Consider the following 12,469-nt stretch of genomic DNA (forward strand, 5'->3'; position numbering starts at 1 on the left):
CCCGGCGCGTCAAGCGCGGAGGAGCTTGACCGTCAGCGAGTCGACGAGCACCGCGATGCGGTCATCGGCCGCCCAGCGCCCCGCGAGCCGCTGCAGGATCGCATCGAGCTCGGCCTGCGCGAGGCCGTCCACGAGATGGAGCCGCACGATGAGCTCCGGACCGCGGAGGCGACCGGACGGATCGCCGTCCTCCACGGAGAGGTCGATCACGCCGAGTTCGCCGCCGATGGATGCCTGCAGGCCCGAGAACACCTCCGGCGAGCGATGCGCGGGTTCCCACGCCTGGCCTTGGCCGATCGCCCACACGGCGGGGCGACGGAGGATGAACTCCGTCGGCGAGGTCGGATCGATCACGATCAGGTCGGTGTCGTCGGCGGCCGCCGACAGCGCCGTGCGCACACCGTCGACGGGCACGGGGCGCGCGCGCGGGTCCCACGCGGCGAGCGCCGCGACCGACGTGAACACCGGCAGCACGCGCCGCCCGTCGGGAGCGGCGACCGTCACGATCGAGAGCTCTTGCGTCTTGTCGACGGCGAGACCAGACGGGGCGACGCCGACGTCCCCCGCCTCGGCGACGAGCGGGATCAGCAGCCGCGCGGTGCGGTAGGCCTCGACCACGGCGACGGCGTCGCCGACCCCGGCGCGGACCTCCTCGAGGGCGCGCAGCAGCGCGGCATCCGCCGATCCGTCGTCGCCCGCGTGCGGATTCGACTCGAAGCTGCGCCCCTCCCACGGGACGCCGGCGCTGTCAGCCTGCTGCGACATCCAGCGCCTCGGCGAGCGTGAAGGCGCCCGCGTACAGCGCCTTGCCGACGATCGCGCCCTCGACGCCGAGCGGCACGAGCTCCCGCAGCGCCGCGATGTCATCGAGGCTCGAGATGCCGCCGGAGGCGACGACGGGGCGCGTCGTGCGCGACGTGACCTCGCGCAGGAGTTCCAGGTTCGGCCCCCGGAGGGTGCCATCCTTCGTGACGTCGGTGACGACGTAGCGGCTGCACCCGGCATCCTCCAGGCGATCCAGCACGTGCCACAGATCGCCGCCGTCGCGCGTCCACCCGCGTGCGGCGAGCGTCGTGCCGCGCACGTCGAGTCCGACCGCGATGGCCTCGCCGTAGCGTCCGATGACGTCGGCCGCCCACTCGGGGTTCTCGAGCGCAGCGGTGCCGAGGTTGATGCGCGCGGCGCCGGAGTCGAGCGCCGCCTCGAGCGACGCATCGTCACGGATGCCGCCGGACAGCTCGACCTGCACGCCGCGCAGCTGCTTGATGGCCTTGCGAATGACGGCCGTGTTGTTCCCGCGTCCGAATGCGGCGTCGAGGTCGACGAGGTGGATCCACTGCGCACCGTCGCGCGCCCAGGCGAGGGCCGCGTCGACGGGGTCGCCGTAGTTGGTCTCGGTCCCCGCCTCGCCCTGCGTGAGGCGGACGGCCTTGCCGTCGGCGACGTCGACGGCCGGCAGGAGGATCAGTTCAGGGGTCGACGCGAAATCGTTCATGGCTCCAGGTGGGGTGGTCATGGCCCGGGATCTCGGCGGTCGAGCCCCGGCACAATGAGAGAGACTACCCGCCCGCTGCGGGCACGTCGTACACTCATGCCGTCCGCGGCAGCGCGGAGATCCAGTTGCCGAGCAGGCGGATGCCGGCGGCGCCGCTCTTCTCGGGGTGGAACTGCGTCGCGCTCAACGGACCGTTCTCGATCGCCGCGAGGAACGGCTGCCCGTAGTCGCACCACGTCGTCACCGGCGCACGGAAGGGCCGCATCGGCTCGAGGGTCCAGTGCTGCGCTCCGTACGAGTGGACGAAGTAGAACCGCTCGTCCTCGATGCCGTCGAACAGGACCGAGCCTTCACCGGCACGGAGGGTGTTCCAGCCCATGTGCGGCAGGACGGGCGCGTCGAGTTCGGTCACCGTGCCGGGCCACTCGCCGAGGCCGTCCGTCTCGATCCCGCGCTCGACGCCGTGCTCGAAGAGGACCTGCATGCCGACGCAGATCCCGAGGACGGGGCGCCCGCCGGACAGGCGCCGCTCGATGAGCTCATCCCCGCGGATGCCGCGGAGCGCGCTCATCACGGCGTCGAACGCCCCGACGCCGGGAACCACGAGGCCGTCCGCCTCGGCGACGAGTCCGCGATCCGCCGTCAAGCGGGCGTCCGCGCCCGCAGCGACCAGGGCCTTGACGGCGGAGTGGACGTTTCCCGAACCGTAGTCGAGGACGGCGACGATCGGGCGGGAAGCGGCATCCGTCACAGGGCGCCCTTCGTGCTCGGGATGCCGTCGACGAGCGGGTCGAGCGCTTTGGCCTGCCGGAACGCACGCGCGAACGCCTTGTACTCCGCCTCGGCGATGTGGTGCGGGTCGCGCCCGCCGAGGACGGTGACGTGGACCGTCAGGCCTCCGTTGAAGGCGATCGCCTCGAACGTGTGCCGCACGAGTGACCCCGTGAAGTGACCGCCGATGAGATGGTGCTCGTAGCCCGCGGGCTCCCCCGTGTGCACGAGGTACGGGCGCCCGCTGATGTCGACGACGGCCTGCGCGAGCGCCTCGTCGAGCGGGACGAGAGCGTCGCCGTAGCGGGAGATCCCCGCCTTGTCGCCGAGAGCCTGACGGATCGCCTGACCGAGGACGATCGCGACGTCCTCGACGGTGTGGTGGGCATCGATGTGCGTATCGCCGGAGGCGCGGACGGTCAGGTCGGTGAGCGAGTGCTTCGCGAAGGCCGTCAGAAGGTGATCGAAGAACGGCACCGTCGTGTCGATGTGGCTCGTGCCCGTACCGTCCAGATCGAGGTCGAGCTCGACCGTGGATTCGCTCGTCACCCGACGGAGGGATGCCGTGCGATCAGAGGCGGACGGAAGGGACGCGGATGCCATGCTGCCGAGTCTAGCGACGCACGCGCTCAGTCCCGATCGGACGAGACCTCACCCGCGTGCGCTCCGCCGTCGCCGAGCGACGCGAGCGCGTCGAGGAAGGCGGTGGACTCCTCTTCCGTGCCCGCGGTCACGCGCAGGCTGCGGGGCAGCCCCACGTCGCGGACGAGCACTCCCTGGTCGTAGAGCCCCTGCCACGTGGCGGCGGGATCGTCGACGCCGGCGAAGAGCACGAAGTTGGTCCAGCTCTGGAACGGCTCGTAACCCAGCGCATCGAGGGTCGCGGAGATCCGGTCCCGCTGCGCGACGATGTCATCGACCATCGCGAGCATGGCGGGGGCGTGACGGAGCGCGGCGATCGCCGCCGCCTGCGTGAGCGCGCTCAGGTGATACGGCAGCCGGACGAGGCGCAGAGCGTCGATGAGCGCCGGATCGGCCGCGAGATAGCCCACGCGGGCGCCGGCGAAGGCGAAGGCCTTGCTCATGGTGCGCGAGACGACGAGCCGCTCGCGACCCGGCAGCAGCGTCAGCGCGGAGCGGACATCACGCGGCGCGAACTCCTGATACGCCTCGTCGACGATCACGATGCCGTCGGTCGCGTCGTAGACGGCCTCGATCACATCGAGTCCGAGCGGCGTGCCGGTGGGGTTGTTGGGAGAGCACAGGAAGGTGACGTCGGGGCTCGCCTCTTCGATCTGCGCGGCGGCGTCGTCCGCGGCGATCGTGTAGTCGACGCCGCGCGTGCCGGCGACGTAGGACGCTCCCGTGGCGCGGGTGAGAAGGGGGTACATCGAGTAGGTGGGGCCGAAGCCGAACGCCGTGCGCCCGGGGCCGCCAAACGCTTGGAGAAGGTGCTGCAGGACCTCGTTCGACCCGTTCGCCGCCCAGATCTGCTCGGGGAGCAGACCGTGTCCGAGGTATTCGGCGAAGCCCTCGCGCAGCGCCGTGAACTCGCGATCCGGGTAGCGGTTGACGTCGCGCAACGCGTGCGCGAGTGAATCGAGGATGTCGTCCGCGACCTCCTCCGGCACCGGGTGAGTGTTCTCGTTGACGTTGAGGGCGACCGGCAGCGGCGCCTGCGGCGCCCCGTATGGGGTCAGTCCACGCAGATCGGGCCGGAGGGGAAGGTCATCGAGACGCGCGCTCACAGCACCATCGTAAAGCGCGACCGGTCCTCAGTGCTCCGCGCGGACGGGGAGCGAGATCGTCTGACCGACCACGAGCGCGCCTGACGGAAGCGCGTTCAGCCGAACGATCTCGTCGACGACGTCTCGCGGGTCGGATGCCGGGTCCGCGGCTTCGGCGATCGACCACAGGGTGTCGCCGGGCATGACCGTCACCTGCTCGAACGAGTCTGCCGGGGCGCCTCCGTCGCTCGAGGCGAGCGCCCCGCCGCCGGAGACGATCGCGAAGGCGAGAGCGAGGACCGCGGGAAGTGCGGCGATCGCGGCGAGCACGCGACGCCCGCGCACGGTCAACCGTAGCCGCGTCGCGGGGACGCGCGGAACGAACGTGGCGGTGGTGAGGTCGATCGTGGTCATTGTCTTCTCCTCGACGGAAGTCGTGATCTTCGCATCCGACTCTCGGCCGGGAGAGCCGGATACGAAGTTCTCTTCCGAACCTATCTTCGATATAGTACGGGTGTCAAGATCGCATCGGATCGGAAGCGGATCGAACGCGACACGCGTGAGCCTGTCGGTCGGGGCGTCCGGGACCGGATACGGTTTCGACGAGGACACCCCATCACCGACCTCCGACATTCGAAGACGAGCCTCCGGCATTCGAAGACGAGAGCGCGCGGTGCGATCGAAGGAGAGCGACATGGAACGGCCGCAGACTCGGCGACGCAAGAGCCTGAGCGACAAGCAGCTCGCGATCCTGGAGGTCATCCAGCGCTCGATCGCGCGGCACGGCTATCCGCCGAGCATGCGCGAGATCGGCGACGCCGTGGGGCTCAAGTCGCTCTCGAGCGTCACCCACCAGCTCAACCAGTTGGAGCTGAGCGGGTACCTGCGCCGCGACGCGGGCAAGACGCGCGCCATGGAGGTCCTCATCGACCTGCCCGGATCGTCCGCCGAGAACCCCGCTGACGAAGCGCCCGCCGTGGGCGACGCCGCGCTCGTCCCGCTCGTCGGCCGGATCGCAGCCGGTGTTCCTATCACGGCGGACCAGCAGGTCGAGGAGATCTTCCCGCTCCCCCGCCAGCTCGTCGGCAAGGGCGAGCTGTTCATGCTGAAGGTGAGTGGCGAGTCGATGATCGACGCCGCGATCTGCGACGGCGACTGGGTCGTCGTCCGTTCCCAGCCGAGCGCGAACAATGGGGACATCGTCGCGGCCATGCTCGACGGCGAAGCGACGGTGAAGACGTTCCGCCAACGCGACGGCCACACGTGGCTCCTGCCGCGCAACACGGCGTTCGAACCCATTCTCGGCGACGACGCCACGGTGCTCGGGAAGGTCGTCGCGGTCCTGCGCGCAGTCTGAGCCGTCCACGCCGGCGACGCGGTGCGTCTCCCCGGCCGAGTTTTCGGCGGGGAGATCGTCTCTTCCGCCACAATGGCGCCATGACGAACGGCGCCACGACGCAGGACGAGGATCTTCCCGCGCGCATCTCGGCCCTCGAGGCGGAGAACGCCCGGCTCCGCGAGGCGGTCGCGCCCGTGCACGGCCGAGGCGCGGGGCGATGGCGGGCGTGGCTCTCGGCGCTCTGCATCGTCGTGGCATCCGTCCTCGTTCCGGTGTCGGTCGTCACGGCGTGGGGCCGGGCACAGCTCGTCGATGAGGATGCCTTCGTCGCGACGCTCGCACCCCTCGCCGCGGACCCGGCGGTCCAGTCGATGATCATCGACGAGACGATGGATGCCATCACGGCACAGGTCGACTTCACCGCGATCACCTCGAGCGCCATCGACGGCATCGCGGATCTCGGCCTTCCGCCGGCGGCCGTGTCAGCGCTGACGCTGCTCAAACAGCCCGCGGCGGACGGCCTCGAGAGCCTGGTCGAACGCGCCGTCACGCGGGTCGTCACCTCGGACGCCTTCGCCGAGGTCTGGGCGACGACGACACGCGCCGGCCATCGGGCGTTCACGACCGCGGCGACCTCCGACGGGGGCGGTCTCGTCGTCCGGACCGACGACGGCGTCGGCGTCCAGCTGGGCGCGATCGTCGAACGCGTGACGCAGACCCTGACGGCGCAGGGCGTCGGCATCGCCGGCCTCATTCCGCGCGTGGATCGGGTCGTGATCCTCGGTTCCGGGGAGAGTCTCGCGCAGGTTCGGACGGGCTACGCCGTCGCCGCGGGGGTCGGCTACTGGGCGCCCGTTCTGACGCTAGGGCTTCTCGTGGGCGGGATCCTCATCGCGCGCCGTCGGCAGACGGCCCTCCTGGGAGCAGGGCTCGGGCTCCTCATCGGGGGCGGCGTCCTCGCGATCGTCATCTCGATCGGTTCCGCCCTGATGGCGGCCGTCGGCGCCCAGACCGGACTCGAGCCGGCGGCGCTCGCCGCGATCTACGCACAGGTGTCTGATGGGATGGCGCGGACGTCGGTGGTCCTTGCCCTGATCGGCGCCGCCGTCGCCGCCGTCGCGTGGGTGCACGGGCGGTCACGTCCGGCGGTCGCCCTCCGCAGCACGTTCGGCTCGATCAATCGCAGTCTGCGCCGCGCGCGCACCGCACGCGGCCTCGAGACGGGCGCGGTCGGCCGGTGGCTCTATGCGCAGCGCGTGCTGGTGCGCGCCCTGATCGTCGCGCTCGCCGTCGCCGGCCTGCTCGTCTTGCGTCCGCTGACGGTGAGTGCCGTCATCCTCGTCGGAGTTCTCGCGCTGTTCGCCTGGTGGATCGCAGAGCTCCTGCAGGCGCGTCCCGACGAGGCGATCACCGCCACGGAGGAGAGTGCCGCGCCGGTCTCGCTCTGAGCTCTCAGGCCTGGTTCTCAGGCGTCGATGCGGGACCGGTCGCTGAGCCGGTGCCACGTGCGGTTGTGGTACACGAGGGCATCGCCCGCGTCACCCGCCCCGAGCTCACGCCCGAATCCGCTCTCGAGCGCGTGCGCGGCGATGACGGTGGAGGTCCCGGCATCCATGCGATCGATGACGGCGCAGCGCACCCAGGCGCGCACACCGTCGTACACGGGCTCCCCCGTCGCGAGCCGCGACCAGCCCTGCTCCTGCGCGAAGCGGTCGACCCCGCGCGCCGCGCCGAGCTTCGCGACCTCGATGTCGTTCGCATCCAGCAGATGGACGACCACGGTCTCGGCGCGCGCGAGGACATCGGAGGACGACGACAGCGTCGAGATCGAGAAGATGAGCAGCGGCGGCTCCGCACTCACGGACACGACCGACGTCGCCGTCAGCGCGACAGGCCCGTCGCCGGCGTCGGCGGTGATGACGGCGACACCACCCGGATGCCCGCGGAAGAGCGCCTTGAACTCGTCTGCGGACAGCGAAGACGCGAACCCGTGCCGGGCTTCGGCCTCGACGCCCGACGGGGCACCGGAGGGCGCGGTCACGGCCGCACTCCGGTGGCCTCCGTGAGCTCGCCCCGGACGAGGGCGGCGCCCGCGCTCAGCGCGGTGAGCTTTCGGAGCGCGACGTCCCGAGGGAAGGGCGCCATGCCGCAGTTCGTGCTCGGGATGAGCTTGTCGGCATCGACGAACGCGAGCGCGCGGCGCAGCGTATCGGCCACCTCCTCCGGTGTCTCGACCGTCTCGTCCGCCACATCGATCGCGCCGAGCATGACCTTCTTGCCGCGGACGAGCTCGATGAGCTCCATCGGCACGTGCGAGTGCTGACACTCCAGGGAGATGATGTCGATGCTCGACTCCTGCAGAAGGGGGAAGGACTCCTCGTACTGCCGCCACTGCGACCCGAGACCGGCCTTCCAGTCCGTGTTGGCCTTGATCCCGTATCCGTAGCAGATGTGCACGGCGGTCTCGGCGCGCAGGCCTTCCGTCGCTCTCTCGAGCGTCGCCACGCCCCACTCCTTCACCTCGTCGAAGAAGACGTTGAACGACGGTTCGTCGAACTGGATGATGTCGACGCCGGCGGCCTCGAGGGCGCGCGCCTCCTCGTTGAGGATCGTCGCGAACTCCCACGCCAGCTTCTCGCGGCTCTTGTAGTGCGCGTCGTAGAGAGTGTCCACCATCGTCATCGGCCCGGGGAGGGCCCATTTGATCGGCCGATCGGTGGTCTCGCGCAGGAAGCGTGCGTCGTCGACGAACACGGGACGCTCGCGACGCACCTCGCCGACGACGGTCGGAACGCTCGCGTCGTAGCGATCGCGGATGCGCACGGTCTCGCGTTTCTCGAAATCCACTCCGCTGAGATGCTCGATGAACGTCGTGACGAAGTGCTGTCGAGTCTGCTCACCGTCGCTGAGGATGTCGATCCCACGCCGGGTCTGCTCCTGCACGGCGATGCGCAGCGCGTCCTGCTTGCCTTCGATCAGGGCGTCGCCCTCGAGCGTCCATGGCGACCAGAGCACTTCGGGCTGTGCGAGCCACGAAGGTTTGGGCAGACTCCCGACGATCGTCGTGGGCAGCAGCGCGGGGGCGGGGACGGTCATGCGACGGCCACCGCCGTCTGCGCGGCCACCGTCACCTGAGCGGCCCAGCGCTCGAGCACCTCGCGGTGCGGCTCGATGAAATGCTCCTGCGCGAACCGGCCCTGGGTGAGGGCGAGTCGGTTGCGCTCGTCGCGGTCGTAGTCGATCTGCGTGCGGGAGAAGTCCTGCGCGCCCAGGCTCGGCCGGTAGACGGCGGGTGCGGCGGAGTTCGCGTTGTAGATCTCGGGGCGGTAGATCTTCTGGAAGGTCTCCATCGCGCTGATCGTCCCGATCAGCTGCAGGTCGGAGTAGTCCGCGAGCAGGTCGCCGCGGAAGTAGAAGGCGAGCGGGGCGACGCTGCCGCGCGGCATGAAGTACCGCACCTGCAGGCCCATCTTCGCGAAGTACTCGTCGGTGAGGGAGTACTCGTCCTGCCGATACTCGACACCCAGGACCGGATGGTGAGTGGTCGTGCGGTGGTAGGTCTTGCTGGTGGAGACGCTGATGCAGATCACCGGGGTCTGCGGGAACCGCTCGCGATACGCGTCGGACTCGAGGAACTGCTGGAACAGCTTGCCGTGGAGCACCCCGAAACCCTCCGGCAGCACGGGTGCACCCGTGCGCCCGTCGTTCGCCGCCGGCAGAAGCACGCTGAAATCGAAGTCGCGGACGTACGAGGAGAAGTTGTTGCCCACGATGCCGTGCGTCCGCGTGCCGGTGCGGGTGTCGACGATCTGGATGTCGAGGACTTCGAGGAGCGGAAACTGCTGGTCGGCATCCGCGCCCTGCCCACCCTGTGCGGTGAACTGCAGGTCGACCGAGACGATGTCGAGTTCGACGGTGTAGCGGTCACCCGTGGGGTTGTCCGCATCGGCGAGGTCGTTGAAGCGGTTGTCGATCATGGTCAGCGCACCACGCAGGTTCTGTCGGCGATGCTCGCCGCGCGCGAGGTTCGCGAAGTTCGTCGTGATCCGGGAGCTCTCCGACGGGGCGTAGTCCTCGTCGAACCGGGTCGTCCTGATGCTGAACGCGAATTCCTCCGCCATGAGTGGCCAATCCTGTGGGTCTGCGGCCGACTCGGCCGTACGTGAAAGGAGTCAGATCCATCGTGCAGCGAATCCGAGATATCGAGTAACTCGGTGGAACTATGGATAGATATAGCCTTGCACTATGGCTCAGGGAACGAGCGGTCTGACGCTCCAGCAGCTCCGCTACTTCATCGAGGTCGCCGCCGAGGGATCGATCTCAGCGGCTGCCGACGTGCTGTACGTCGCGCAGCCCACGATGTCGGCGGCGATGAAGGACCTCGAGTCGCGGGTCGGCCGCGCGCTCCTGACCCGCTCGGCGCGCGGCGTCAGCCTCACCGATGACGGTGCGGAGTTCCTCGGGTACGCCCGCCAAGTCGTCGAACAGGTGGCGCTCCTCGAGCAGCGGTACCTCGGGCGCCCGCCCTCCCGGCGCCTGCTGGGCGTCTCTGCCCAGCACTACTCGTTCGCTGTCGACGCCTTCGTCCGGATGGTCAAGGCGAGCGGTGCCGAGGAGTACGAGTTCTCGCTGCGCGAGACGCGCACGTGGGACATCATCGAGGACGTCCGGACGCTCCGCAGCGAGCTCGGCATCCTCTACCGCAATGACTTCAACCGCGCCGTCCTGGAGCGACTGCTGCGCGATTCCGGCCTCGCGTTCCATCCCCTGTTCGTCGCCGAGCCGCACATCTTCGTCTCCCGCCGCAATCCCCTCGCGGCGAAGGAGCGGGCGACGCTCGCCGATCTCGCGGGCCTCCCGCGACTCACGTTCGATCAGGGAGCGAACAACTCCTTCTACTTCGCGGAGGAGATCCTCTCCACCCTGTCGAGCGCTCAGGAGATCCGCGTGTCCGACCGCGCGACGATCTTCAACCTCATGATCGGACTCGACGGGTACACGATCTCGACGGGCATCATCAGCGATCAGCTCGACCCCGAGATCGTCGCCGTGCCGCTCGACGTCGACGAACGCATCGAGATCGGGTGGATCGGGCATGCCGCGATCCCGCTCACCGAGCAGGCGCAGCGCTACCTCACCGAGGTGCGGGCCGTCGTGGCAGGCTTCGGCGTCACCCTGCTGGAGTGAGCGCGCGTACCGTAAAGGTCATGGTCGACACGCTGCCCTACGGATCCTGGCCTTCCCCACTGACGGCGCAGTGGGCGTCCGTCTCCTCACCGCGCGTCGACGGGGCGGCGTTCGTCGGCGACGAGATCTGGTGGGGCCAGTCCGTTCCCGAGGAGGGCGGCCGCACGACGGTACGGCGGCGGATGGATGCCGGGGTCGTCGACATCCTGGAAGCACCCTGGAACGTGCGTTCGCGCGTACACGAGTACGGCGGCGGGGCGTGGGCGGCGACGGACGACGGACGACTCGTGTTCGTCGAGAAGACCGATCAGCGCGTCTGGATCGTCGATCCGGGCGGCGACCCCCGTGCGCTCACCGCGGTGGACGAGTCGGCGTGCTACGGCGGGCTGCGGTTCTCGCACGGCCGGCTGCTCGCCGTGCGGGAGTGGCAGGGCGAAGGCGTCGTGCGGCGGGGCATCGTGGAGATCGCGCTCGAGGGCGCGGCATCCGTCCGTCAGCTCGTCGGGGACAGCGACTTCGTCGCCCAGCCCGACCTCTCCCCCGACGGCACGCACCTCGCGTGGGTCGCCTGGAACCACCCGCACATGCCGTGGGACCGCACCGAGGTGCGTGTCGGCCGCATCGACGACGGCCGCGTGCGGTCGTGGTCCGCCGTGACGGCGGGCGACACGGCGGCGCTCCAGCCCACGTGGCGCAGCGACGCGGAGCTCGTCTACCTCGACGAGCCGACGGGCCGCTGGAACCTCTGGAGCCGGGGGCACGACGCGCGCACGGACGGCACGCGCACGCAGGGCTTCGGCGCTGCCGTGCCGCTCGCGCCGTTCGACGCCGACACGGGCGGCGCGCTCTGGTCCCTCGGGATGCGGTGGTACGGCGTGCTGAGCGGCGGCCGCATCGTCGCCGTCCGCACGAACGGTTCCGACGAACTCGTCCTCATCGGCGCGGACGGCGGGGTCGCGCCGCTCCCCATCCCCCCGACGGCCGAACTGAACGTCGAGGCCGTCTCCGGTGGGCGCGCGCTCGTCTCCGGCAAGGCCGCCGGAACGGGCGGCCTGTGGCTCGTGGACGTCGACACCGGCACGGCGCGGCAGGTCGTCGGCACCCCCGGCGAGATCGACGGTCGATGGATGCCGCGGACCCGCGCGATCACGGTGGACGGACCGCACGGTCCCGTCCACGCGTTCGTGTACCCGCCGACCCACCCGGACGTCACGGGTTCCCCCGGCGAACTGCCCCCGTACGTCGTCCTGGTGCACGGCGGACCGACCGGTCACGAGGGCGGGGTGACGGATGCCAAGACGGTGTACTTCACGAGTCGCGGCATCGGCGTGGTTCAGGTGAACTACGGCGGATCGACCGGCTACGGACGCGACTACCGCGAACGTCTGTGCGGCCAGTGGGGCGTCGTCGATGTCGATGACGTCGTGGCCGTCGCGGCAGGACTCGTCGTCGCCGGCGACGCCGACCCGGCGCGGATCGCGATCAAGGGCGGCTCCGCCGGCGGCTGGACGGTGCTCGCGGCGCTGGCGCGCACCGACGCGTTCGCCGCGGGCATCAGCCGGTACGGCGTCGCCGACGCCCGCGCGCTCGCGGAGGACACGCACGACTTCGAGTCACGCTATCTCGACGGCATGATCGGCCCGCTCCCCGAGGCGGACGAGGTGTACCGGGAACGCTCGCCCCTGACGCACGTCGACGGCTTCACCGCACCCGTGCTGCTCCTGCAGGGAAGCGACGACCGGGTCGTGCCGCCGTCGCAGTCCGAGGCGATCCGCGATGCTCTCGCCGACCGCGGCATCCCGCACGCCTACCGCCTCTACGAGGGCGAGGGCCACGGGTTCCGCCGCGCCGAGACCATCATCGACGCGGCGGAGGCCGAGCTCGCGTTCCTCGGCGCCGTCTTCGGGTTCACGCCGCCGGGCATCCCGCCGATCGCGCTCGACTGACCGG

Annotated in this window: 13 protein-coding genes; 4 read left to right on the plus strand and 9 right to left on the minus strand. The window is 70.2% G+C overall.

Annotation, left to right across the window (positions count from 1 at the left end):
* Window positions 1-9: 9 nt before the first annotated feature.
* The 6 genes from J0I43_RS13040 to J0I43_RS13065 all read right to left on the minus strand — a co-directional run bounded on the left by J0I43_RS13040 (window position 10) and on the right by J0I43_RS13065 (window position 4,407).
* Window positions 10-765, minus strand: a complete 756-nt coding sequence (locus tag J0I43_RS13040) for an SseB family protein (RefSeq protein WP_292864565.1) — start codon at window positions 763-765, stop codon at window positions 10-12.
* Window positions 749-1,495 carry a bifunctional 1-(5-phosphoribosyl)-5-((5-phosphoribosylamino)methylideneamino)imidazole-4-carboxamide isomerase/phosphoribosylanthranilate isomerase PriA gene (gene priA / locus J0I43_RS13045; RefSeq protein ID WP_292864568.1) on the minus strand — a complete coding sequence of 249 codons (747 nt, stop codon included), beginning with the start codon at window positions 1,493-1,495 and terminating at the stop codon, window positions 749-751. The genes J0I43_RS13040 and priA overlap by 17 nt, the downstream gene beginning before the upstream one ends.
* A 94-nt stretch (window positions 1,496-1,589) precedes the next feature.
* Window positions 1,590-2,246, minus strand: coding sequence for an imidazole glycerol phosphate synthase subunit HisH (hisH, locus tag J0I43_RS13050; RefSeq protein ID WP_292864570.1), 657 nt, complete (start codon window positions 2,244-2,246; stop codon window positions 1,590-1,592).
* Window positions 2,243-2,869, minus strand: coding sequence for an imidazoleglycerol-phosphate dehydratase HisB (gene hisB, locus J0I43_RS13055; protein ID WP_292864573.1), 627 nt, complete (start codon window positions 2,867-2,869; stop codon window positions 2,243-2,245). Before hisB ends, hisH begins: the two co-directional genes overlap by 4 nt.
* Before the next feature lie 26 nt (window positions 2,870-2,895).
* Window positions 2,896-4,014, minus strand: a complete 1,119-nt coding sequence (locus tag J0I43_RS13060) for a histidinol-phosphate transaminase (protein ID WP_292864576.1) — start codon at window positions 4,012-4,014, stop codon at window positions 2,896-2,898.
* Between the two features lie 27 nt (window positions 4,015-4,041).
* On the minus strand, window positions 4,042-4,407 hold the full coding sequence (locus J0I43_RS13065; RefSeq protein ID WP_292864579.1) for a LysM peptidoglycan-binding domain-containing protein: 366 nt from the start codon (window positions 4,405-4,407) through the stop codon (window positions 4,042-4,044).
* A 280-nt stretch (window positions 4,408-4,687) separates the two neighbouring features.
* Between J0I43_RS13065 and lexA the strand changes: the two genes are divergently transcribed.
* Both lexA and J0I43_RS13075 read left to right on the plus strand, forming a co-directional pair.
* Window positions 4,688-5,350, plus strand: a complete 663-nt coding sequence (gene lexA / locus J0I43_RS13070; RefSeq protein ID WP_292864581.1) for a transcriptional repressor LexA — start codon at window positions 4,688-4,690, stop codon at window positions 5,348-5,350.
* Window positions 5,351-5,430: 80 nt separating this feature from the next.
* Complete coding sequence (locus tag J0I43_RS13075; protein WP_292864584.1) at window positions 5,431-6,780, plus strand: hypothetical protein; 1,350 nt, start codon at window positions 5,431-5,433, stop codon at window positions 6,778-6,780.
* A 17-nt stretch (window positions 6,781-6,797) separates the two neighbouring features.
* Here the strand turns inward: J0I43_RS13075 and J0I43_RS13080 are convergent, their stop codons facing one another.
* The 3 genes from J0I43_RS13080 to J0I43_RS13090 are packed head-to-tail and all read right to left on the minus strand — an operon-like array spanning window position 6,798 to window position 9,453.
* Window positions 6,798-7,373, minus strand: a complete 576-nt coding sequence (locus tag J0I43_RS13080; protein WP_292864587.1) for a flavin reductase family protein — start codon at window positions 7,371-7,373, stop codon at window positions 6,798-6,800.
* Window positions 7,370-8,428 (minus strand): methionine synthase, encoded by a 1,059-nt coding sequence (locus J0I43_RS13085; protein ID WP_292864590.1) that lies wholly within the window; start codon window positions 8,426-8,428, stop codon window positions 7,370-7,372. The genes J0I43_RS13080 and J0I43_RS13085 overlap by 4 nt, the downstream gene beginning before the upstream one ends.
* On the minus strand, window positions 8,425-9,453 hold the full coding sequence (locus J0I43_RS13090) for a putative oxygenase MesX (RefSeq protein ID WP_292864593.1): 1,029 nt from the start codon (window positions 9,451-9,453) through the stop codon (window positions 8,425-8,427). Before J0I43_RS13090 ends, J0I43_RS13085 begins: the two co-directional genes overlap by 4 nt.
* Window positions 9,454-9,577: 124 nt before the next feature.
* Between J0I43_RS13090 and J0I43_RS13095 the strand changes: the two genes are divergently transcribed.
* Together J0I43_RS13095 and J0I43_RS13100 are read left to right on the plus strand one after the other, a co-directional pair.
* Complete coding sequence (locus J0I43_RS13095; RefSeq protein ID WP_292864596.1) at window positions 9,578-10,519, plus strand: LysR family transcriptional regulator; 942 nt, start codon at window positions 9,578-9,580, stop codon at window positions 10,517-10,519.
* Window positions 10,520-10,539: 20 nt separating this feature from the next.
* Window positions 10,540-12,465, plus strand: coding sequence for a prolyl oligopeptidase family serine peptidase (locus tag J0I43_RS13100; protein ID WP_292864601.1), 1,926 nt, complete (start codon window positions 10,540-10,542; stop codon window positions 12,463-12,465).
* Window positions 12,466-12,469: the final 4 nt, after the last annotated feature.

It is taken from the genome of Microbacterium sp., assembly GCF_017305435.1.
Lineage (GTDB): Bacteria > Actinomycetota > Actinomycetes > Actinomycetales > Microbacteriaceae > Microbacterium.

What these genes read in the sequence shown, in the direction of transcription:
- J0I43_RS13095 (WP_292864596.1), top strand. Translation starts at nt 9,578, where the DNA reads ATGGCTCAGGGAACGAGCGGTCTGACGCTCCAGCAGCTCCGCTACTTC.
- lexA (WP_292864581.1), top strand. Translation starts at nt 4,688, where the DNA reads ATGGAACGGCCGCAGACTCGGCGACGCAAGAGCCTGAGCGACAAGCAG.
- J0I43_RS13065 (WP_292864579.1), bottom strand. Translation starts at nt 4,407, where the DNA reads ATGACCACGATCGACCTCACCACCGCCACGTTCGTTCCGCGCGTCCCC.
- J0I43_RS13075 (WP_292864584.1), top strand. Translation starts at nt 5,431, where the DNA reads ATGACGAACGGCGCCACGACGCAGGACGAGGATCTTCCCGCGCGCATC.
- J0I43_RS13085 (WP_292864590.1), bottom strand. Translation starts at nt 8,428, where the DNA reads ATGACCGTCCCCGCCCCCGCGCTGCTGCCCACGACGATCGTCGGGAGT.
- J0I43_RS13090 (WP_292864593.1), bottom strand. Translation starts at nt 9,453, where the DNA reads ATGGCGGAGGAATTCGCGTTCAGCATCAGGACGACCCGGTTCGACGAG.
- J0I43_RS13100 (WP_292864601.1), top strand. Translation starts at nt 10,540, where the DNA reads ATGGTCGACACGCTGCCCTACGGATCCTGGCCTTCCCCACTGACGGCG.
- priA (WP_292864568.1), bottom strand. Translation starts at nt 1,495, where the DNA reads ATGAACGATTTCGCGTCGACCCCTGAACTGATCCTCCTGCCGGCCGTC.
- J0I43_RS13040 (WP_292864565.1), bottom strand. Translation starts at nt 765, where the DNA reads ATGTCGCAGCAGGCTGACAGCGCCGGCGTCCCGTGGGAGGGGCGCAGC.
- hisB (WP_292864573.1), bottom strand. Translation starts at nt 2,869, where the DNA reads ATGGCATCCGCGTCCCTTCCGTCCGCCTCTGATCGCACGGCATCCCTC.